Raw genomic sequence first — 20,017 nt, forward strand, 5'->3', positions numbered from 1 at the left:
GTTGAGCGTCAGGCAGTTTTCGCTGGTCGGCTTGCCGACCCGCGGATTGGGTCCGGTGTCCTGCATGCACTGCGGGCCGGCCTTGGTGGCGTCCAGCATCCCCGGCCAATGCGCCGCCGGCCGCGGTAGCTGCCACCGCAACGGCCCCACCGGCGGCGCCGCATACGGAATGCTCTGGAACAAGCGGTAATCCGAGGCGACCTGACCGCGCACGGATCCCATCGCGGTGCGCACGACGCCGGCATCCAGTGGACCGGCGTACGCCGGTTCGACCTTTCGGGGCGTGACGAGGGCGCCCTGCCCGCAAGCCACCGCCGTCACAGCCGTCACCAGCAGGGCAGCCCAGGCCCTGCGGCGACGAGACGATCGGATCGGCACGGAAAGACAGCCTACGGATTAGCCGAAAGTGCTCATCGGAAAATCCCCAATCACGGAGACTTTAACCTGACACATGTCAATAAATCCCGATCAACCCGGCGAGTGAACAGGTCGATGAGCGCACCGATCGTTGACGAGGCCGCGACCCGAACAAGCACTTGGCATTCGGCTACGGGGTGCATTTCAGTCTGGGCGCAGCGCTGGCCAGGATGGACGTGAACAGCTTCTTCGCCGAATTGCTGCCGCGGCTGAAAACCGTTGAGCTCAAGGGAGACCCAGAGCTCATCTCGACGACGTTCGTCGGCGGTCTCAAGCACCGGCCGATTCGCTACCAGGTGCGTTGAGCGCCGCGTTCTGGGCGCGCTGCACGTGCAGAAAGCCATCGACCGCGGCCCGCGTGCACTCCCGGTAATCGAAATTCGGCAGGGTGGACAGCCGACCCAGCACTACCGGGCCCATCAGCAAGGCGATCGCCCGCGAGCGGTCGATATCGCCCAGTTCGGCGGCCTCGGGGCTGTCGAAGATCGCATCGAACGGTGCGGCGTACTGCTGGGCGATCCGTTCGCGCAGCGTGGTGATCGCGGGGCTGTCGGCGGTGCGGGTCTGACGCGATTCCGGCAACTGCTCCAGGTCTCGCCCGAGCGCCAGCCAGCTCATCGCCGTCACCATGCCCGGGGCCTCGGCGATCGATTGCCCGAATGCCAGCACCACCGCGATCAGCCGATCGCGCAGGGTGCCGTCTTCGGACGGCATTGGCGCCGGCGGGATCAGTCCGCTGAAAGCCGCTGCCAGCAACTCATTTCCGCTCGGAAAGTGGCGGTACAGGGTTGCCCGGGCCACATTGGCGCCACGCGTGACCGCGTCGACGGTGACTGCGCTCGGCCCGCCGGTGCGAAGCAAGGCGGTGGCGGCCTCCAGCAACCGAGCCCGGGAACGCGCCGGCCGAGGATCGGTCTTGTCGGTGATGGTGACCACCTCCTTCATCCGATCTGGACAGCCTACGCAAAGCGCCTGCCCGGCCCGATACCGACCGCGCGGCGATTCAGCCGACGAACTCCGCGGCCCGATGCCCCAGCATCGCGATGGTGGCGTGCGGGCCGCGGCTGGTGACGGTCGGCAGCACCGACCCGTCGATCACCCACAGCCCGTCGATACCGTGCACGCGGCACTGGTGGTCGACGACTGCCACCGGATCCCCGACACCGCCCATCGGCGCGGTGCCACACAGATGCTGCGACGTCGACCAACCGGGATCACCGACTTGCGTTGTCGAGCCGACTATTTCGCGAGCCAGATCGCAGCCGGCCTGCAATGCCGCGACGTCGCCGGGCTCGCTGTCGTAGCGATGCTCGATCCTCGGCCGGATCAGCGGATCCGCGGAAACCAGGGTCAGCCGGCCGCGGGCCCGCGGCCGCATCAGCGCCACACCGAGGTGCGGCCAGTCCGGATGTCCTGCCGTCCCGTCGCCGACCATCGCCACAAAGCCACCGGTATACGGCCGGATTTCCACATCGTCGGGCGTGCTGAGCACCACTTCGAGCACCGGCCGGCCGGTTGAGACCGCCCAGGTCGTTGGCAGCACCCATTCCGGGTGGTCGCTGAATGCCAGACCGACCGGCAACCGGGCCACCAGGTCTACTCCGGCGGTCCGCAACATCGCCTCGTCGCCGACACCCGAGAGCATGAGTAGGTGCGCGGATTCGATCGCACCGGCCGACAACACCACGCGATCGGCTCTCACCGTGATCGGCCCACCCGGTCCGATGGCGTCGACACCGACTGCGCGACCGCCGGAGAAACGCAGTCGGACGGCGCGCGTCTGGGTCAGCAAAGAGAGGTTGGCGCGCTCCAGCGCGGGCAGCAGATACGCGGCCCCGGGACCGATCCGCGTCCCGTCGACGATGTTGAGTGGTACCGCCCCTACGCCTGATGGCAAAGCGGCGAGGTTGTCCACGTCGTTGAGATCGGGTAGCCAGCCGAACCCGTGCCGCTGCGCGGACTCAACGAACATCGCTGTGCCACCGACGATTTCACGCGTTCGCTGGACCGCTATCGGACCCGAATCACCGTGAGCCGGCCCGGTGAAATCCAGATCGGTTTCGATCGCGCGAAAGTGCTCGACAACGTCAGACCATCCCCAGCCGGGTAGCCGGTAGCCGTCGAAGTCGCGGCGCAGACCCCAGCAGAAATAGCCACCGTTGACGGCGCCCGAGCCGCCGACCGTAGCGCCGCGCATGATCGCGAACTGGCGGACCGGGTGTTCGGTGAGTTGCGTCTGATAGCGCTCGACCAACGGGCTGGCGGCACCGATGGGTAGCCGTAGCCCGTTCGCCGTTTCGGCGCGAAGTAGCGGATCGGCCAGGCCGAGCCCGGCCTCCAGCACAGTCACCGAACAACGTGAGTCAGCCGAAACACGATTTGCAACAACGGATCCAGCGCTTCCCGCACCGATGATCAGGACATCGCTGTGCAATGCCGCTGCGGTCAGGACTCAGACTCGAATCTGCGGCTTGAGCGGACCGATGTTGCGCTCACGCACCACGCCGTACCAGAGCCCGAGACCGTAGGCCAGGTCATCGACCCGCTTGAGCAGCAAGTAAGTGAGTAGCCCGATCGGCTGGGCGTCGTCATCGGCGGATTGCCGGCGACTGGCCCAATCCACCACCCCGTCGACGATGGCGGCGACCAGCACGACCCGACGGCACGATCGGAACGCAATGGCTGCCAGCAACGCGACCGGCCAATAGTGCCGACAGATCGCCGACGCCAGCTGCAACGCCGCCGACCAGAGGCTGCGGGCCGCCACCGTCAGAACGTCCCACATCTGGGTCTCGGTGCCTTGCATGCTTTTCGCGATCCGCCGACCGGTCAGCGCGGCCACGAACAGTGACGCCAGGTATCCGAAGCTCGAGCCGATAGCCATCAGGATCCACGCAGTCAGCGCCCATCCCGATATCATCAGTGGCGCGATCTTGTCCGGGTGACGCACCGACAGCGGGGCGGCCGAGCCACCGTAAAACGCTTTGCGTACAACCCAATCCCGCAATTCGGTCCGATGATCGTGCGCCACTTGGGCGATCGGCTCATAGCGCAGCCGGGCGCCGGCCTCGACCAGTCGCCAACACAGGTCAACGTCCTCACCGGAACGCATGGTTTCGTCGAAGCCACCGACATCACGCAAAGGCGAAGTGCGACAAATGATTGCGGCGCTGGGTACGTAGGAAACGGTGGTGTAGGGAATGATCGGAGCTTCGCGGTGACCGAGATCCAGCGACGAGCGAATCGCCTCGTAGCGCGCGACCGGATTGTCGGTGTGCGCCAGGCCCACGATCCGCGGGGCGACCAGCGCCACGGTCGGGTCGCAGAAGTGGCCGAGTAGAGCTTCCAGCCAGCCCCGCCGCGGGATGACGTCGGAATCCAAGAAGGCGACGTAGCCCGTCTTGCAGGCGGCGAGGCCGGTATTGCGCGCCGCGGCCGGACCCCTGCTCTGCGCGTGCCGCAAAATCTCGATGTTCGGATGCGCCCCGGCGAAATCCTCATGCGTGATCGGGGTCGATGACCCGTCGTCCACCACCACGATCTGCAAGCCACGCAACGAGGTGAGCAGCCGACGCAAGCCACAAGTGTTGTCGCGCACCGGAATTACGACGGTCACGTCACGGTGTGATGGACCGCCGGCGGGCCGCGGGTGGGCCACCGTGGCGTCGAGCAGGGTCCGGGCCAGTTCGGCGCTGACCGCGTCGCTGACTTTGAGCCGGCCGTCGGCAAGCATGTCCTGGGCAGCGGGGGCCAGCCGCAATATCCGGGTCGGCGAACCACCCAGCAAAGCCGCCCCCTGGCCGAGCACCCTGACCCGCCGGTCGACTTGCACGGCAAATCCGTCCGGCAACCGCGCCTGAGTCATAGGCGCCACTCCCCGGTGCCGGCTACGCCGGCACCGTCGTCGGCGCGGGTCATGTGAGCATCCCGTCGGCTGCCGGGGCCCAGCGCCGGATCCGGCGCAAGCAGTCTTCGACCATCTCCGCCAGTATCCGCTCACCGTCGGCTGCGGTTGCAGTGGTCGGGTCGCCCAGCACCCCGACCTCGCTGACTGCCGCGACTCCCCCACGGCGCATCGAGGGCAGCAAGTCGGACAACGGCGCGCCGTTGCCCGCGCGCCAGTGGTCGGTCAGCACGTGGGCCGGCGAAATATTCAGCAATACTGAAGTTTCTGTGTGCCCCGCGTGTGCGTCGCCGCCGGCGACCACGCACGGACACCACGCGGCGTCACGCCCTTCGGACCGCAGTCGATTCACCGCCCGGCTCAGCGCCGCGATGTTGCCGCCATGGCCGTTGACGAACAGCAGCCGCTGTGCCCAGCAGGTCGCCGACCTGCCGTACTCCAGCAGTAACGCGCTCAGGGCGTCGGTGCCGATGGAGATCGTTCCGGGAAAGCTCTGGTGCTCGCCGCTGTCGCCGTAGGCGATCGCCGGCGCCAGCATCCACTCCAAGCCGGACTCACCGGCGAGCCGTGCGGTCGCCTCGCGGGCGACGGCGGTCGCGATCCGGGTGTCGGTGTCGAGGGGCAAATGGGGACCGTGCTGCTCGGTGGATCCAACCGGTATCGTGAGCCCTAACGGCATGCTTTGCAGCTGGCTCGACGTAGAGCCCCCGAGTTCGGACTGGACCACTCGGTGATGGTAAGACGAATTCACCTGCAGTGCATCGGTTGTTGGCGCTCTCGAAAAATATTTTCCTGCCGGCCGTTCACTAAGGCCGGTCACCGACGCCACGTCCGCCACGTGAGTATCAACATACCCGCTGGTCTCGCATCCGCGAGGGGCTACGCTCCCCCTGCCGCGGGTGGGCCCGCGCCGAGCGTCCGGGTGAAACCATCCGGCACCAGAACGTCGTCCCGATTGAGGTCGTGCACCGAGGCACGCGCCAGACCCATCAAGGCGGAGTCGATACCCCCGCGAAGGATGTCGAGCACGTTCTCCACGCCGGGCTGCCCGGCCGCCGCCAGGCCCCACAGGTAGGCGCGGCCGATCATCACGGCGCGCGCGCCGAGCGCCAGCGCCTTCACCACGTCGCTGCCGCGCCGGATGCCGCCGTCCAGCAAAACCTCGACCTGGTCGCCGACCGCATCGGCAACGGCGGGCAGCGCGCGAATCGACGCCGGGGTGCCATCCAGGTTATTGCCGCCGTGATTGGACACCGAGATCGCCGAAACACCGGCATCCACAGCCCTTTTCGCATCGTCGAGGCGCATCACGCCCTTGAGCATGAACGGGCCACCCCACAGTTCGCGCAGCCAGGCGATGTCCGCCCAGGTCGGCGGCGGAGTGCCCATCCACTCCCCGTAGGCGGCAAAGAACGGTGGGCCGAGCTCACCGCGGCGGGCCAGGTTGGGCACCCGCAGATCGGGTGGACGCAGCGTCTTGCCGAACCTCCACAGCCAACCGGGACGAGTGATCACCTCCGGTGACATCCGCAGCATGGTCCGCAGGTTCATCTGTTCCGGGATCTTGGGGCTGCCCCAGTCCCGGCCGTGCGAGAACGACCAGTCGGTCGTGACGATCAAACCGACGGCACCCGCCTGCCGGGCCCGCTCGACCCGCTCGGCGATCACGTCGCGCCCGCCCGACCAGTAGACCTGGAAGAACAACTTCGGGTTGGCGGCGATCACGTCCTCGATCGGCTTGCTGGCAAATGACGACAACCCCATCGCCGTGCCGCGTGCCGCTGCCGCGCGCGCGACGGCCACCTCGCCGTCCGGGTCGACCGCCTGCACGCCCGTCGGTGAGATGATCACCGGCAGGGAAATCTCTTGTCCCATAACGGTGGTCGACAAATCACGCTTCTCGACCGCGCCGACCACATGTGGCGCGAAACCCAGCTCACCGAACGCCTCGACGTTGTCGGAGACGGTCAGCCCCTTTTCGCTGGCGGCCACCAGCGCGGCATAGGACGACCTGGGCAGTCGCCGCTTGGCGCGCTCCTGGGCGATCGCGACCGTCTCGAACCAGACCTCACGGGCCACGGCTAGACCGGGCTTTCGTTGCACAGCCGCTGCGGCGGAGTGAGTGGCTGCACGGACAGCGTCAGCGGTACGGGTCCGCTCTTCCGCCGGCCATGCGAGTGGTCACCCGCCGGGCGTGGTTTGTCGCGTTCCTGTGCCAGCGCCGGTGCGCCGTAGCCCTGAACGCACTCCGGGTCGGGTCCGTCCATCGGCAGGCCGGTGAAGAACTTGGCCGCCATGCAGCCACCGCGGCAACTGTCGTAATGCCCACAGCTGCCACAGGCGCCCGCGGACTGCGGCTCGCGCAGCTCCCGGAACAGCGGGGCCTCCTTCCAGACCTTGTCAAACCCGCCGTCGGACAACACGTTTCCGGCCAGGAAGCGGTCGTGGATGGCGAACGGGCAGGCGTACACGTCGCCGACCGGGTCGATCAGGCACACCACCCGCCCCGCGCCGCACATGTTCAGCCCGGCCAGCGCGCCCGGTTCGCCGAGCCCGGACAGATGGAAGAAGGAGTCGCCGGTCAGCACTCGATCGCCCTTGGCGACCAGCCACTGGTAGAGCTGCACCTGCTGGTCGGCGGTCGGGTGCAGGTCGTCCCATACGTCGGCGCCGCGGCCAGAGGGCCGCAGTCGGGTGATACGCAGGGTGGCGCCGTATCGGCTTGCCAGCGAGGCGAATTCGTCGAGCTGATCGACGTTGTGGCGAGTCACGACCACCGAGATCTTGGCGTCGGAGAATCCGGCGGCGGCGAGGTTCTCGAGCGCCCGGATGGCCATCGCGAAGGATCCGGGACCCCGCACGGCGTCGTTGACCTCGGCCGTCGCGCCGTCCAGTGAGATCTGGACGTCGACGTAGTCACTGGCCGCCAGCTTGGCTGCCACCTCGGGAGTGATCCGCACGCCGTTGGTGGAGAACTTCACCCCAACGTGGTGCGCGGTGGCATAGTCCACCAACTCCCAAAAGTCAGGCCGTACAGTCGGTTCCCCGCCGCCGATGTTGACGTAGAACACCTGCATGCGTTCCAGCTCATCGATGATGTTCTTGCAGTCCTGTGTGGACAGCTCACGCGGATCGCGTTTGCCCGACGACGAGAGGCAGTGCACGCAGGCCAGATTGCATGCGTAGGTCAACTCCCAGGTCAGGCAGATGGGTGCGTCCAACCCGTGTTCGAACTGCTCGATGAGACGTGGCACCGTCGAGGTCATGCTGCCTCCTTCGCTTCGGCCCGCACCAGCATGTGCGACCCGGCCAGCACGCCGAGCGCATGCAGGTAGGGCTGCTGCTGCGAGTCCTCCACGCCTGCGGCCCGGCAGGCGGCGCGGACGTCCGGGTATTCAGCCAACGATTGCACCACCGCGAGGATGGTGCGGTTCTTCAGGAACGACAGTTTGCGAGTTCCGAAGTGATACAGCAGCGCACCGAAGGGCTCTGGCCGCACGGCCACCTGTGGGTGTAACCGCCATGCGCGATCGGGGTCGAACTCGCCCCGCTCCTGTGCGGGGACGCTCACGATCAGTAGACCCCGCACATCCCGTCGATGGACACCTCTTCAACCAGGGTCTCGGTGACGAGCTCGGTGTCGGTGTCGGTCTGCTGGTTCGGCTCCATGACGTTGCCTTTCCTTCGTTCGGGGCTCGACAATTCGAGTCGACGTGGTCAAAATCTCAGTCAGAATATGGCATCGAGTGCCGGAATGGAAGGGCGGGGACCATGGCGCAGCAGCAGCCTCGGGTCGGCCGCCGCCGGTCCACCACGCGTGAGCACATCTCCGACGTCGCGCTCGGGCTGTTCGCCGAACGCGGATTCGCGGAGGTGAGCGTCGACGACGTGGCGCACGCGGCCGGCATCGCGCGCCGGAGCGTGTTCCGCTACTACGCGTCGAAGAACGCAATTCCGTGGGGGGACTTCGACGCTCACTTGCAGCACCTGCGAGACCTGCTGGACCATGTCGATCCGGGTATGCCGCTCGGGGAGGCCCTGCGCGATGCGCTTCTGTCGTTCAACACCTTTGACGAGTCCGAGACCGTCCGGCATCGGCAACGGATGCGGGTGATCCTGCAAACAGCTGAGCTGCAAGCATATTCGATGACGATGTACGCGGGGTGGCGCGACGTGATCGCGGGCTTCGTGGCACGCCGAACCGGCGCCAAGACCGCCGACCTGACGCCACAGACGGTCGCGTGGATGATGCTCGGCGTGGCGCTGAGCGCCTACGAGCACTGGCTGGCCGATGAATCCGTCTCGCTGCCGGAGGCGATTGGCGACGCGTTCGAGGTCGTCCGCGCCGGACTGAAGGACCTGGGCTGATGAGCCGGCTGCTGCAGACCATTCAGGTGCAGGGGCAGGTCTGCACGGCCATGGGTTCGTCGATGTACGGCGACGTGTTGGAGCAGGTGGCCGCCGACGTCGAAGCCGACGGTGTGTTCGCGGCGATCCTGGCCGGACATGAAAACGATTCCGGCCGGCTGGCTTTGCCGCTGAGGCTGCTCGGCGGGTTGCACCGGTTGGTTCTCGACGGCCGCGCGCCGGCGCTGCGCCCCTGGTATCCCAGTGTCGGCGGGCACTGGGATGCCGAAGCCGGATGGCCCGATATCGTGCGGGCCGCCTCCGAGCACACCGATTATCTGCGTGGCGCTCTTGACCAACCCCCGCAGACCAACGAGGTGGGCCGGTCGGCTGCGCTGATCGGCGGCCTGCTGACTCTGGCCGACCGATTCGATTCGCCGGTAAGGCTTTTCGAGATCGGCTGCAGTGCCGGGCTGAACCTACGCGCCGACCATTACCGTTATCGCTATCCCGGCGGCGAGTGGGGCCCGGCCGATTCACCGGTGATCGTCGACGACGCGTGGCGGGGCCCACTGCCTCCCGCCGCGAGCCTGCGGATCGCCGAACGTCATGGCTACGACATCGCGCCGCTGGACGCGACGAGCGCCGACGGCGAGTTGACGTTGCTGAGCTATGTCTGGCCCGACCAGCCGGCGCGGCTGGAGCGGTTGCGCGGCGCGATCGATATTGCCCGGCGGGTGCCGGCGCCGTTGCACCTTCGCAATGCCACCGACGCCGTTGCGGATCTGGAGCTTACGTCCGGCTCGCTTACCGTGCTGTGGCATTCGATCATGTGGCAATACCTGTCGGTGACCGAGCAGGAAACCGTCTCGGCCGAGATCGATGAACTGGGGGCACGCGCGCGTGCCGAGTCCCCGTTCACCCATTTGATGCTGGAACCGCATCGGCGAACACCGGACGCTCCGGTCGAGTTCGCGGTCCGTGCCCGGTGCTGGCCCGGTGGGGATGACCGGCTGCTGGGCGTGTGCTCGCCCCACGGTCCACCGGTCACCTGGGAATAGCGACGGCGGCGAAGAATTTTTCTCGCTTACCCGTCGGAGTTTCCGGCGCCACCGCGACGATAAGAGTGTGAGCGCGCTACCGGACCCCAACGACGCCGCCCGGGCGCTGCTTGCGCTATATGACCAGGCGTTGCCGATTGTGTATGGGTACTTCATTCGTCGCTGCGCCGATCGCACTATCGCGGAAGATCTGACCTCGGAAACCTTCCTCGCGGCGATGGATGCTGCCCGCAAGAACGATCCGCCGCCGATCGGTGTGCCGTGGCTGATCGGGGTGGCACGGCACAAGCTCGCCGATCATTACCGACGCCGACATGATCGGCTCACCGTGCCGGTGGCCGAATTGCCGGAGCCGGTCGGCTCGGTGGACACCTGGGACGCCGAGCTGGACCGCCTCGTCGCCGAAAGCGTGCTGACCCGGTTGTCCGAACCACACCGCACCGTGCTGGCGCTGCGCTACATGGACGACTGCTCGGTACCGGAATGCGCCGAGCTGATCGGGCGCACGGTCCATGCCACCGAGGCACTCCTGGTCCGCGCCCGTCGAGCGTTCAAACAGAATTACCCGGAAGGAGGCACGTCATGAATCACGATCCGCTGAACGTGCTGCGCGCCGAAGACCTTCCGGTACAGCCCGATCCGGTGTTCGCCGCGCGGCTGCGTCACCGGTTGGAGTCGGCGCTGACCCTGCCACATCGAACAGAAGGAGTCGAGATGAGCAACACCGACGCAGAGATTGCCGCACTGAACAAGCCCTCCACCGACGAACTCATTCAGCACGGCGACATCGGGTATGTGTCGGTCTGGGTGCCCGACCCCGCACGCGCGGCCGATTTCTACCGACACGTGCTCGGCTGGTCCTATGCTCCCGCCGCGCACCAGGTGACCAACACCGAGCTTCCGGTCGGCATCGCCGCGGCCTCGGCCGCGCCCACGCTGTTCTGCTGCTATGCCGTGGCGGATGTGCACGCGGCGGGTCAAACGATCGCGGACGCCGGCGGCGCGCCGGGTGAGGTGCGCCGAACCGACTACGGCACCATCGTCGATGCCACCGATCCGCAGGGCGTCGCGTTCGCGGTGTACGAACCACCCGGCCCCCAGAAACGGTTGGCGCTCAACGGCTCTGGCCCTGGCGAACTGGCCTACGTCACCTACCGAACGGCCGACTCAGCGGCCTTCCGCGACTTCTATGCCCGGATTCTGGGCTGGAGCTTCACCGCGGGGCGGATCGACGACGGTTGGCAGGTGCAGAACACCCGCCCGATGGCCGGAGTCGGGGGCGGCAACGCACGGCCGGCCACCGTCCCGATGTGGACGGTGGCAGACATCGAGGCGGCCGTCGCACGAGTCCGTGAAGCCGGCGGAACCGTATTAGCGGAGCCGGCGCGGCAGCCATACGGGATGCAGGCCGAGTGCACCGACGACCAGGGCTCGCCGTTCTATCTCGGCGAGTTCTGAGTCGACGCATTTCCGGTCACTGCACGCTGTCGCGGGCAGCGGCCAGGAACGGCTCGGCGACGGCCAAGAATCCGCCCGGGTCCGAGGAGAACACCACGTGACCCGTGGGCAGCACCTCTAACCGCGATCCCGGTATTGCGGCCGCAGTGGCGCGACCAAAACGCATGAGAGCTACGGTATCTTTCGATCCCCAGACAATCAGGCACGGCGCGGTGATGCGATCGGCGTATGGTCGCAGATTATGTTCGGGCGCAGCGAAACTGCGCCACAGCGCCGCTGTCAGGACGACACCTTCGCGGGTGTGAGCACGGGCCAGCGCGCGTTCCTGAACGGCGCGATCGTTCTCGCTGGTCGCCTTCATGTAGCTGCGAATGGACCGCGGCAGCACCCGTTTCATCACCGCGGGCCTGCCGAGTATCCGGCAGTAGAGGTTGGTAACCGGGCTGGCGATGAAACCGCCCGTGTTGACCAACACCAGCCGCGAAACCCGTTGTGGGTCAGTGATCGCCAACCGTGCCGCAGCAAAACCCCCGACCGAGTTGCCGACGAATGCGGCCGGCGGCAGATCAAGCGCGGCGACGACGTCGGCCAGCACGTCGGCGTACAAGGCAGCGGCCGGCGGCCGGCTCGGCGCCGGCGACTCACCGTGACCCGGCCAGTCCAGTGCGATCACCCGGTAATCGCGCTGGAGGCGTTCCACGATCGGGTCGAAATCGTGCCGGTCGTGCAGCGTGGCATGCAGCAGCACCACTGTGGGTCCTTCTCCGACGTCGCTGTAGGCGACCTTCCCCACTCGTGTTTCGACCATCGCGACCATCTCATGTCCTTTCATTGACCGACCGGTCAGTCAACGGTACATTGAGGCGATCATTAACTCAAGGAGCGACCGATGACTGCCCCCGCACCCGATGCACCGTTCTCAGACAAGATGGCCTACTACCGGACCCAACACACCAGCCGCGGCGTGCGTTTCACGCACATGGTCGGCACACCTGTGATCGCGGCCGGAATCCCGCTGCTGTTCGCCAAACCCCGAGCGGGGCTGCCAATGTTCTTGGGAGGGTGGCTCTTACAGATCGCCGGCCATCGATTCTTCGAGCACAATCTGCCGTCGACCCACAAAGGCTGGATCACCTATCAACTCACCGGGGTGATCCACGTGTGCGAGCAGTATGGCGAGTTGCTCGCCCGGCGCAGTCAGCGCACGGCCGCACGCAGGGCAGCGGTTAGAGTGCCCGGATGACCTCGACGCCCTCCGCAGCGCCTAAGGGCGTGCGCAAGGAGGCGATGGCCAAAACCCGAGAAGCCCTCATCGACGCCGGCCTGCGGCTGGCCGACCGCACCGGGTTGGCCGGTTTGAGCGTCAACCTGATCGTGCAGGAAGCCGGCGTGGCGAAGGGCACCTTCTTTCACCATTTCGGCGACCGCGCCTCGTATCTCCTTGCGCTGCACCGAGAATTTCATGACCGATTGAACGTCCAGGTTCAAGCCGCCATCGACGGCATGCCGCCGGGGAGCCGTCGCCTGACCGCCGTCGCAACCACGTACCTCGACGGCTGCCTACGCGACCGAGGCGTACGCGCCCTGCTGCTGGAGGCCCGCGCGGAGCCCGCGGTCACCGATGAAATCGCCCGGCGCAACCACGCCAGCGCCGAGCTTTGCCAGGCCGACTTCGTCGCCCTGAAGCGACCCTATCCCTATGAAAGCGCGCAACTGTGGATAGGCATGGTCGCCGAAGCCGCACTTATCGAATACCAGGCAGCGACGGCACTTCCCGGCCTACGCGAAGCCCTCGAGCGGTTCATGGATTAGCCCAAGACATCCGAAATCGGCACCGCAGCAGCAATTTTCGCGCGCGACTTCATCACCTTGCCGGGCATACCACCGCCGACGACGCCGGCCACCGCGCCGTCGCGCTCGTAGAAGGCGAGAAACTTACGACCATCGTCCTCGACGACATGCACGGTGTCAGTGGCGATGGGCTCACCCAGGCATTGGATCTTGACGTCGTACTGATCGCTCCAGAAATACGGGACGACGACGTTGGTGGGTGCGTCCTGGCCTAGCATCGCGGGCACGACAGCGCGAGCCTGTTCGGCGACGTTGCTCCAATGTTCCACCCGCACTTGGTGTCCCTTGGGGTCGCGCCAGGACGCCACATCGCCGAGCGCCCACACGTTGGGCGCGCTTGTCCGTCCGGCGGCGTCGCAGATCACGCCGTTGTCGACCTCGATGCCGCTGCCGTCGAGCCAGTCGGTCGCCGGCCGCGATCCGATGCCCACGACGACCAGATCGGCGCTGAACTCGGTGCCGTCGGTCAGCTGCACGGTCTCGACGTGGCCAGCGCCCCGGACCTCGGCGACCCCGACGCCGGTGCGCACGTCGACCCCTTCGGCGCGATGCAGCCGGGCTACCAGTTCGCCGATCTGTTCGCCAAGGACGGCCGCCAGCGGCGCGGGCTGCGGTTCGACCAGCACGACGTCGACGCCCAATCCGCGCAGACTGGCCGCAACCTCACAGCCGATGAACCCGGCGCCGACCACCACCGCGTGCCGTGCTTGCGACGCGTGCCGGCGCAGGGCCAGACTTTCGTCGAACGAACGCAACACCCGGATGCCATCCAAGTCAGGGAACGCCGGAATGCGGCGCGGCACAAGGCCCGTCGCGATGACGAGTTCGTCATAGTCGAGCGTGGATCCGTCGTCGAGCGTGACGGTCTGTGCCGTGGTGTCGATGCCGGTAGCCGCCGACCCCAGCCGCAAGGTGATGTTCTGCTCGTCGTAGAACTCGCGCGGCTTGAGCGTCACGTCGTCGACCTCGCTGCGCAGGACCTCCTTGGACAGCGGGGGGCGGTCGTACGGCAGGTGCACCTCATCGCTGACGATGGTGACCGGACCGGTGAAATCCGCCCGACGAAGTTGCTCAGCGGTCCGGGTCGCGGCGAGTCCCCCGCCGACGATCAGAATTCCGTTGCCGCCTGAGCTAGTGGTCATTTGGAGTTCATACACGACCGCAGAGGCCGACGGTTGGTCACCCCTGGGCGCGTGACCGATCGATGAGGTTCGACAGCACGACGATGCTCTCACTGCGTTCGATATCGGCGCTGGTCCGGATTCGCTCCAGGGCGTCTTCCAAATGCCGCATATCGTGTGCCAGCACCCGCAGGATGGCGTCGGCGGTGCCGGTTACCGTTGCGGCGCTGACGACTTCGGGAATATCGATCCAGGCCCGCTGCAGCTCATCCGGCGAGATTCGGCCATGGCAATAAACCTGCACATAGGCCTCGGTGTTCCAGCCCACCGCGGTCCGGTCGATGACGGTGGTGAAACCCTTGATCACACCGCTGTCGAGCATCCGGTCGACGCGCCGTTTGACCGCGGGGGCCGACAGCCGGACCCGCTCTCCGATCTCGGCGAACGTCGCCCGGGCATGCAGGGCGAGCTCGGCCAGAATCTGCTCGTCGATGCCGTCCAACCGGTCCATCAGCCCTCCAGCCTTAACAGACCTCCCAATTATGCCATTTGACGCAATAAATACGGCCTATAAACGCAATGAACATCGATACATTGCACGCTGAAGTCCCTTACCGTTGATTTATGACGATCTTCGCGGAGTCCGGGATCGACACCCGGAACAAAGCCGCGACGGCCACCGAACGCCGCGCGCGGGTCCGGCACTACGTCATGACGCCGCCGCAGTTCTTCGCGGTCGACTACGCGATCAATCCCTGGATGGACACCACCGACCCCGTCGACACGACCGCCGCGGTCACGCAGTGGCAGCGCCTTTACGACATCTACCTGCAATTGGGACACACCGTCGATCTGGTTGATCCGGTGCCCGGGCTGCCCGACATGGTGTACGCCGCCAACGGTGGCCTGATACTCGACGGCACGGCCGCTGTCGCACGCTTCAAATATGCTCAACGCCAACAGGAGTCAGCTGCCTATGCCGATTGGCTGAGAGCTCATGGTTACCAGCCGCGGCATACGCGCCACGTGAACGAAGGCCAGGGCGATCTGCTGTCGGTGGGCGATGACATCTTGGCCGGGTACGGTTTTCGAACCGACCTGCGGGCGCACGGCGAGATCGCCGGGATCTTCGGTCGCCGGGTGATCAGCCTCGAACTCATTGATCCGCGCTTCTACCATCTCGATACCGCGCTGACCGTGCTCGACGACACGACCATCGCCTACTATCCCCCGGCCTTCACCTATGTCGCACGGGCGCATCTGGAGACCCTGTTCCCCGAGGCGATCGTGGTGGACAGTGCCGATGCTTATGTGTTCGGCCTGAACGCCGTCTCCGATGGCCGCCACGTGGTGCACCCGGCCGCGGCCGTCGGGTTCGCCAGGCAATTGGCTGACGCCGGCTTCGAACCGATCGGCGTCGATATGCCCGAGCTACTCAAGGGCGGCGGGTCGGTTAAATGCTGCACGCTGGAGATGTATTCATGACAGTGTTGGACACCGTGATCGCCGGCGGCGGCACGCTGACCGCATCAGCGATCGCGATCGACGAGCGCCACACCGCGCACAACTATTCACCGCTGCCGGTGGTGGCCGCCAGCGCCGAAGGATCATGGATCACGGATGTCGAGGGGCGCCGCTACCTGGACTGCCTGGCCGCGTACTCGGCGGTGAATTTCGGGCATCGCAACCCGGAGATCATTGCGACGGCCCACGCACAACTCGACCTCGTGACTTTGGTCAGCCGTGCGTTTCACGCCGAGGCCCTGGGGCCCTTTTGCGCGGCGTTGGCGACGCTCTGCGGCAAGGACACGGTGTTGCCGATGAACAGCGGCGCCGAGGCGGTCGAAAGCGCGATCAAAGTTGCCCGCAAATGGGGCGTCGACGTCAAGGGTGTGCCGGTCGGCCAGGCGAATATCATCGTGGCCGACAACAACTTTCACGGCCGGACGATCAGCATCGTCAGCTTCTCGTCGGATGAGACGGCGCGGTGCGGCTTCGGGCCGTTCACGCCGGGCTTCCGTTCGGTGCCCTTCGGCGATGCCGATGCGCTGGCCGACGCGATCGACGAGCACACGGTCGCGGTGTTGCTGGAGCCGATCCAAGGCGAGGCCGGCGTCGTCGTGCCGCCGGACCAGTACCTGCCGGCGGTGCGCGAAGTCTGTACAGCCCGAAACGTTCTCATGATCGCCGACGAGATTCAGTCGGGCTTGGCCCGCACCGGCCGCACCTTCGCCTGCGACCACTGGGATGTGGTGCCCGATATCTATCTGCTCGGCAAGGCACTGGGCGGCGGCGTGGTTCCGTTGTCCGCGGTGGTGGCCGATCGCGAAGTTCTGGGGGTACTACACCCCGGGGAACATGGGTCGACGTTCGGCGGCAACCCCTTTGCGGCCGCGATCGGCACCACCGTGGTGTCCATGCTGACCCGTGGTGAATTCCAGGACCGCGCAACGAGGCTGGGAGCCCGGTTGCACTGGCGACTGGAGAAGTTGATCGGTCACGGAGTTGTTGCGGTGCGCGGACGGGGGTTATGGGCCGGCGTCGACATCGATACCGCACTCGGCACCGGCAAACAGCTCAGCCTGCGACTGGCCGAGCGCGGCGTCCTCGTCAAGGACACCCATGGATCGACGCTGCGTTTCGCTCCCCCGCTGGTGATCACCGCGACGGAAATCGACTGGGCTGTCGACAGATTCGCCGATACCCTGACGTCGATGGCGCCCTAGTACTTCAGCACGCCCTTGTCGACCGGGATTTGCGCTCCGGTCAATGTGCCGGAGCCGTCTCCGGCGAGCCACGCCACGACGTCGGATACCTCGGCGGCGCCCATGAATCCTTTGGGCTGCAGCAGCATTGGACCGAAGCTGTGGATGAAATGCGGGTGCTCGGCGAACACCTGCATCATCAGCTCCGGCTCGATCATCGGCGTCTCCACCGAGTAGGGATGGATCGAGTTGACCCGGATGCCGAACTCGCTGAGCTCGATGGCTAACGAGTTGGTCAGTCCGGTGAGTGCGTGCTTGGAGGCCGAGTAGTGGCCATTGCCCGGTGTGGCCTTCAGCCCGGCCGACGAGCTGACCACGACAATGGCCCCGCCGTTGCCGGCTTCGATCATTGCCGGGATCGCGGCGCGCAGGGTGTGGAACGTGCCGGTCAGGTTGACGTCGATCACGGTATTCCACTGCTCGTCGGACAGCTCCCAGATCCGTCCCCAACTCAGCACTCCCGCGTTGGCCACCAGGATGTCGAGGCGGCCGAACTGCTCGACGCCGTCGGCGACCAGTTGTCGCACGGCGCCGTCGTCGCGGATGTCGACCTGGCGGGCGAGCACCTTGCGTCCCTCAGCTTCGACCGCTCGGACGGTCTCCGCCAAATCCTCCGGGGTAGCCGCCGGGTAGCTGATGCTGTCGGACACCGGCGCGCAGATATCCAGCGCGATGATGTCCGCACCCTCGTGTGCCAGCCGGGCCGCATGGGCGCGGCCTTGGCCACGCGCGGCACCGGTGATGAAGGCCACCCGCCCCTGCAGGGTTCCCGACGGACCGGACACCGTAGCCCCTTTCGACGACTGTCGATCAGGCTAGCAGCGGAACTGAAACGTGTTCTAATCGCCCGCAGCTGGGCTAGATCTCGGCGATGATTTTCTGTCGCGCCGCGGCGTATTCGGCGTCCGAGAGCGCACCGCTGGCGTGCAATTTCTGCAGTTCATCCAGGCGTTGAGCCGCAGATGCCTGTGGCGGCGCGGACACGCCACCGGCTGCGGCCGGCGTGGGCTGCGCAGCCGCGGCACGCCGGACCACAGCCATGATTTGCTGGCGCACCGCGGGGTAGTTGCGGATGTCGACGGTGCCACTGAACGGCAGGTTGTTGGCCTTGTAGATCTGCAGGATCTCCATCAGGGGGCCGGCCTGGCCGCTGAGGTCGTACGTCGCGTGGTCCTCGGTGCTGGTGAACTGCGCGGGCACCACTCCGGCGATCAATGCGCTTGCCTGCCAGTCGATCTCGTATTCGCGGGTGTTGGGATCCACCAGCACGACGAGCTTGCGGGCGGTGACGATGGACTGCTGGGAGAAGCCGACGGTGACCCGCTTCTGGTCGTTGAAATCGACGCCGGGGCCGGTGATGCGTAAGTCCAGCTTGATCACCGGGTGATCGTTGATCCGCATGCCGGTCTCCGTCAGACCTTGGATTTGCCCCATAGCGAGCACCCCGGCCTGCTGGAGGTGAGCCATTTTGGCTGAGGACTGGGCGCCGCGATTGGCCAGCCACACGGCGACGACTACGTCGATGATCGTGATCAGCAGGCCGACCCACAGCAGCCACGAGGTGTTGTCCCGGATCGACGAGGAGATAGAGGAGTCGACGGAATCGAATTGATTACCCATCAGGCTCGGCAACGCGAAGTACGTGATGAGAAAGATCGGGCCGACGAGGCCGCCGCAAATCAGAACGATGATTTGAGCTTTGATATAGCGCGCAAGCATGACTGCTCCAGTCGTCGGCCGATCGATGACGCGGGACAGCGTATCGCTACGCGATGCGAAGCATAACGCAAAAGCGGCGCCCACCCTGTCGGGTGAACGCCGCTCCTGCTGTGGAAACTACTTGATGATCTTGGTGACCCGGCCGGCGCCGACGGTGCGGCCACCCTCACGGATCGCGAACCGCAGGCCGTCATCCATGGCGACGGGCTGGATCAGCTTCACCACGATCTCGGTGTTGTCACCGGGCATCACCATCTCGGTGCCCTCCGGCAACGTCACCACACCGGTCACGTCGGTGGTGCGGAAGTAGAACTGCGGACGGTAGTTGTTGAAGAACGGCGTGTGCCGGCCACCCTCGTCCTTGGACAGGATGTAGACGCTGCCCTCGAAGTCGGTGTGCGGCGTGGTGGTGCCGGGCTTCACGACGACCTGACCGCGCTCGACGTCCTCACGCTTGATACCACGCAGCAGCAGACCGACGTTGTCACCGGCCTGGCCCTGGTCGAGCAGCTTGCGGAACATCTCCACACCGGTGACCGTGGTCTTGGTGCTGGCCGGCTTGATGCCGACGATCTCGACTTCCTCGTTCACGTTGATCACGCCGCGCTCGACACGACCGGTGACCACCGTGCCACGACCGGTGATGGTGAACACGTCCTCGACGGGCATCAGGAACGGCATGTCGGTCTCGCGGACCGGGTCCGGGATCGACTCGTCGACCGCATCCATCAGCTCCTCGACGGACTTGACCCACTTCTCGTCACCCTCAAGGGCTTTGAGCGCCGATACCTTGATGACGGGTGCGTCCTCGTCGAACTCCTGGGCGGCCAGCAGCTCGCGGACCTCCAGCTCGACGAGCTCCAGCAGCTCCTCGTCGTCGACCATGTCGGCCTTGTTCAGCGCGACCAGGATGTAGGGCACACCGACCTGACGGGCCAGCAGCACGTGCTCGCGAGTCTGCGGCATCGGACCGTCCGTGGCAGCGACCACCAGGATCGCGCCGTCCATCTGGGCGGCACCGGTGATCATGTTCTTGATGTAGTCAGCGTGGCCCGGCGCATCGACGTGCGCGTAGTGACGCTTCTCGGTCTGGTACTCCACGTGGGAGATGTTGATCGTGATACCACGCTGACGCTCTTCGGGCGCGTTGTCGATCTGGTCGAACGCGCGCGACTCGTTGAGTGCGGGGTACTTGTCATGCAGGACCTTGGTGATAGCCGCGGTCAACGTGGTCTTGCCGTGGTCAACGTGACCAATGGTCCCGATGTTGACGTGCGGCTTCGTCCGCTCGAACTTCGCCTTCGCCACTTCTGTGTCCTCCTGGACTTGTTGGTGCTTGTTAAAGCAGTGTTGTTATTTCAGTTGTGCCGCGGT

The 20,017-nt window shown here is 66.1% G+C and carries 23 protein-coding genes and 1 pseudogene; 9 read left to right on the forward strand and 15 right to left on the reverse strand.

The genetic code is table 11. The annotated features are described in order from the left end of the window. A partial coding sequence (locus VN856_RS12385; protein ID WP_325689385.1) for a carboxylesterase family protein occupies window positions 1-378 on the reverse strand: 378 nt, incomplete at its 3' end. Window positions 379-515: 137 nt separating this feature from the next. Between VN856_RS12385 and VN856_RS12390 the strand changes: the two are divergent. Next, window positions 516-722 (forward strand): annotated as a pseudogene (locus VN856_RS12390) (cytochrome P450); the annotation flags it as partial. On the opposite strand, the gene VN856_RS12395 reads toward VN856_RS12390, so the two are convergent. From VN856_RS12395 to mftA, 8 genes are all read right to left on the reverse strand, one after another. After that, window positions 688-1,353, reverse strand: coding sequence for a TetR/AcrR family transcriptional regulator (locus tag VN856_RS12395; RefSeq protein WP_414686939.1), 666 nt, complete (start codon window positions 1,351-1,353; stop codon window positions 688-690). The pseudogene VN856_RS12390 and the gene VN856_RS12395 overlap by 35 nt on opposite strands. Window positions 1,354-1,420: 67 nt before the next feature. Then, complete coding sequence (gene mftG, locus VN856_RS12400; protein ID WP_325689429.1) at window positions 1,421-2,866, reverse strand: mycofactocin system GMC family oxidoreductase MftG; 1,446 nt, start codon at window positions 2,864-2,866, stop codon at window positions 1,421-1,423. Between the two features lie 3 nt (window positions 2,867-2,869). Continuing rightward, window positions 2,870-4,282, reverse strand: a complete 1,413-nt coding sequence (mftF, locus tag VN856_RS12405) for a mycofactocin biosynthesis glycosyltransferase MftF (protein WP_325689389.1) — start codon at window positions 4,280-4,282, stop codon at window positions 2,870-2,872. Window positions 4,283-4,331: 49 nt separating this feature from the next. Further along, the gene (gene mftE / locus VN856_RS12410) at window positions 4,332-5,072 is read right to left on the reverse strand and encodes a mycofactocin biosynthesis peptidyl-dipeptidase MftE (protein ID WP_325689391.1); all 741 of its coding nucleotides are present in this window, start codon (window positions 5,070-5,072) and stop codon (window positions 4,332-4,334) included. A 128-nt stretch (window positions 5,073-5,200) separates the two neighbouring features. After that, window positions 5,201-6,400: a pre-mycofactocin synthase MftD gene (gene mftD, locus VN856_RS12415; RefSeq protein ID WP_325689393.1), complete on the reverse strand. Its 1,200-nt coding sequence runs from the start codon at window positions 6,398-6,400 to the stop codon at window positions 5,201-5,203. 2 nt (window positions 6,401-6,402) lie between these two features. Next, window positions 6,403-7,587 carry a mycofactocin radical SAM maturase gene (gene mftC, locus VN856_RS12420; RefSeq protein WP_325689395.1) on the reverse strand — a complete coding sequence of 395 codons (1,185 nt, stop codon included), beginning with the start codon at window positions 7,585-7,587 and terminating at the stop codon, window positions 6,403-6,405. Further along, on the reverse strand, window positions 7,584-7,910 hold the full coding sequence (gene mftB, locus VN856_RS12425) for a mycofactocin biosynthesis chaperone MftB (RefSeq protein WP_325689397.1): 327 nt from the start codon (window positions 7,908-7,910) through the stop codon (window positions 7,584-7,586). Before mftB ends, mftC begins: the two co-directional genes overlap by 4 nt. Next, complete coding sequence (gene mftA / locus VN856_RS12430; RefSeq protein ID WP_325689399.1) at window positions 7,895-7,990, reverse strand: mycofactocin precursor MftA; 96 nt, start codon at window positions 7,988-7,990, stop codon at window positions 7,895-7,897. The genes mftB and mftA overlap by 16 nt, the downstream gene beginning before the upstream one ends. A 102-nt stretch (window positions 7,991-8,092) precedes the next feature. Here mftA and mftR point away from each other — a divergent pair, with 102 nt between their 5' ends. From mftR to VN856_RS12450, 4 genes are all read left to right on the forward strand, one after another. Continuing rightward, window positions 8,093-8,689, forward strand: a complete 597-nt coding sequence (mftR, locus tag VN856_RS12435) for a mycofactocin system transcriptional regulator (protein WP_325689401.1) — start codon at window positions 8,093-8,095, stop codon at window positions 8,687-8,689. Next, window positions 8,689-9,729, forward strand: coding sequence for a DUF2332 domain-containing protein (locus VN856_RS12440; RefSeq protein WP_325689403.1), 1,041 nt, complete (start codon window positions 8,689-8,691; stop codon window positions 9,727-9,729). The genes mftR and VN856_RS12440 overlap by 1 nt, the downstream gene beginning before the upstream one ends. A 67-nt stretch (window positions 9,730-9,796) precedes the next feature. Next, window positions 9,797-10,315 carry a sigma-70 family RNA polymerase sigma factor gene (locus VN856_RS12445; RefSeq protein WP_325689405.1) on the forward strand — a complete coding sequence of 173 codons (519 nt, stop codon included), beginning with the start codon at window positions 9,797-9,799 and terminating at the stop codon, window positions 10,313-10,315. Then, window positions 10,312-11,187 (forward strand): VOC family protein, encoded by an 876-nt coding sequence (locus tag VN856_RS12450; protein ID WP_325689407.1) that lies wholly within the window; start codon window positions 10,312-10,314, stop codon window positions 11,185-11,187. The genes VN856_RS12445 and VN856_RS12450 overlap by 4 nt, the downstream gene beginning before the upstream one ends. 16 nt (window positions 11,188-11,203) lie before the next feature. Here VN856_RS12450 and VN856_RS12455 read toward each other — a convergent pair whose 3' ends face one another. Continuing rightward, window positions 11,204-12,004 carry an alpha/beta hydrolase gene (locus VN856_RS12455; RefSeq protein WP_325689409.1) on the reverse strand — a complete coding sequence of 267 codons (801 nt, stop codon included), beginning with the start codon at window positions 12,002-12,004 and terminating at the stop codon, window positions 11,204-11,206. Window positions 12,005-12,076: 72 nt separating this feature from the next. On the opposite strand from VN856_RS12455, the gene VN856_RS12460 reads away from it, so the two are divergent. Both VN856_RS12460 and VN856_RS12465 read left to right on the forward strand, forming a co-directional pair. Next, on the forward strand, window positions 12,077-12,430 hold the full coding sequence (locus VN856_RS12460) for a DUF962 domain-containing protein (protein WP_325689411.1): 354 nt from the start codon (window positions 12,077-12,079) through the stop codon (window positions 12,428-12,430). Beyond that, a complete protein-coding gene (locus VN856_RS12465) occupies window positions 12,427-12,999 on the forward strand; it encodes a TetR/AcrR family transcriptional regulator (RefSeq protein ID WP_325689413.1) in 573 nt (190 codons plus the stop codon). The genes VN856_RS12460 and VN856_RS12465 overlap by 4 nt, the downstream gene beginning before the upstream one ends. Here VN856_RS12465 and VN856_RS12470 read toward each other — a convergent pair. Together VN856_RS12470 and VN856_RS12475 are read right to left on the reverse strand one after the other, a co-directional pair. After that, window positions 12,996-14,180, reverse strand: a complete 1,185-nt coding sequence (locus VN856_RS12470) for an NAD(P)/FAD-dependent oxidoreductase (RefSeq protein WP_325689415.1) — start codon at window positions 14,178-14,180, stop codon at window positions 12,996-12,998. The genes VN856_RS12465 and VN856_RS12470 overlap by 4 nt on opposite strands. Window positions 14,181-14,217: 37 nt before the next feature. Then, window positions 14,218-14,670: an Lrp/AsnC family transcriptional regulator gene (locus VN856_RS12475; protein WP_325689417.1), complete on the reverse strand. Its 453-nt coding sequence runs from the start codon at window positions 14,668-14,670 to the stop codon at window positions 14,218-14,220. Between the two features lie 113 nt (window positions 14,671-14,783). Here VN856_RS12475 and ddaH point away from each other — a divergent pair, with 113 nt between their 5' ends. Further along, on the forward strand, window positions 14,784-15,644 hold the full coding sequence (gene ddaH, locus VN856_RS12480) for a dimethylargininase (RefSeq protein WP_325689419.1): 861 nt from the start codon (window positions 14,784-14,786) through the stop codon (window positions 15,642-15,644). Further along, window positions 15,641-16,885 (forward strand): ornithine--oxo-acid transaminase, encoded by a 1,245-nt coding sequence (gene rocD / locus VN856_RS12485; protein WP_325689421.1) that lies wholly within the window; start codon window positions 15,641-15,643, stop codon window positions 16,883-16,885. Before ddaH ends, rocD begins: the two co-directional genes overlap by 4 nt. On the opposite strand, the gene VN856_RS12490 is transcribed toward rocD, so the two are convergent. The 3 genes from VN856_RS12490 to tuf form a co-directional block, all read right to left on the reverse strand. Continuing rightward, window positions 16,882-17,709, reverse strand: coding sequence for a mycofactocin-coupled SDR family oxidoreductase (locus VN856_RS12490; protein ID WP_325689423.1), 828 nt, complete (start codon window positions 17,707-17,709; stop codon window positions 16,882-16,884). The two genes, rocD and VN856_RS12490, sit on opposite strands and share 4 nt — an antisense overlap. Window positions 17,710-17,782: 73 nt before the next feature. Continuing rightward, on the reverse strand, window positions 17,783-18,643 hold the full coding sequence (locus tag VN856_RS12495) for an SHOCT domain-containing protein (protein ID WP_325689425.1): 861 nt from the start codon (window positions 18,641-18,643) through the stop codon (window positions 17,783-17,785). 117 nt (window positions 18,644-18,760) lie between these two features. After that, window positions 18,761-19,951: an elongation factor Tu gene (gene tuf, locus VN856_RS12500; RefSeq protein WP_325689427.1), complete on the reverse strand. Its 1,191-nt coding sequence runs from the start codon at window positions 19,949-19,951 to the stop codon at window positions 18,761-18,763. Window positions 19,952-20,017: the final 66 nt, after the last annotated feature.

Origin of the sequence: Mycobacterium sp., assembly GCF_035603715.1 — a bacterium.
Lineage (GTDB): Bacteria > Actinomycetota > Actinomycetes > Mycobacteriales > Mycobacteriaceae > Mycobacterium.

Excerpts from the sequence above, each read along its gene's own strand:
- mftF (WP_325689389.1), bottom strand. The coding sequence starts at position 4,282 with ATGACTCAGGCGCGGTTGCCGGACGGATTTGCCGTGCAAGTCGACCGG.
- mftC (WP_325689395.1), bottom strand. The coding sequence starts at position 7,587 with ATGACCTCGACGGTGCCACGTCTCATCGAGCAGTTCGAACACGGGTTG.
- mftA (WP_325689399.1), bottom strand. The coding sequence starts at position 7,990 with ATGGAGCCGAACCAGCAGACCGACACCGACACCGAGCTCGTCACCGAG.
- mftR (WP_325689401.1), top strand. The coding sequence starts at position 8,093 with ATGGCGCAGCAGCAGCCTCGGGTCGGCCGCCGCCGGTCCACCACGCGT.
- VN856_RS12440 (WP_325689403.1), top strand. The coding sequence starts at position 8,689 with ATGAGCCGGCTGCTGCAGACCATTCAGGTGCAGGGGCAGGTCTGCACG.
- VN856_RS12450 (WP_325689407.1), top strand. The coding sequence starts at position 10,312 with ATGAATCACGATCCGCTGAACGTGCTGCGCGCCGAAGACCTTCCGGTA.
- VN856_RS12455 (WP_325689409.1), bottom strand. The coding sequence starts at position 12,004 with ATGGTCGCGATGGTCGAAACACGAGTGGGGAAGGTCGCCTACAGCGAC.
- VN856_RS12460 (WP_325689411.1), top strand. The coding sequence starts at position 12,077 with ATGACTGCCCCCGCACCCGATGCACCGTTCTCAGACAAGATGGCCTAC.
- VN856_RS12465 (WP_325689413.1), top strand. The coding sequence starts at position 12,427 with ATGACCTCGACGCCCTCCGCAGCGCCTAAGGGCGTGCGCAAGGAGGCG.
- VN856_RS12470 (WP_325689415.1), bottom strand. The coding sequence starts at position 14,180 with ATGACCACTAGCTCAGGCGGCAACGGAATTCTGATCGTCGGCGGGGGA.
- VN856_RS12475 (WP_325689417.1), bottom strand. The coding sequence starts at position 14,670 with ATGGACCGGTTGGACGGCATCGACGAGCAGATTCTGGCCGAGCTCGCC.
- ddaH (WP_325689419.1), top strand. The coding sequence starts at position 14,784 with ATGACGATCTTCGCGGAGTCCGGGATCGACACCCGGAACAAAGCCGCG.
- rocD (WP_325689421.1), top strand. The coding sequence starts at position 15,641 with ATGACAGTGTTGGACACCGTGATCGCCGGCGGCGGCACGCTGACCGCA.
- VN856_RS12495 (WP_325689425.1), bottom strand. The coding sequence starts at position 18,643 with ATGCTTGCGCGCTATATCAAAGCTCAAATCATCGTTCTGATTTGCGGC.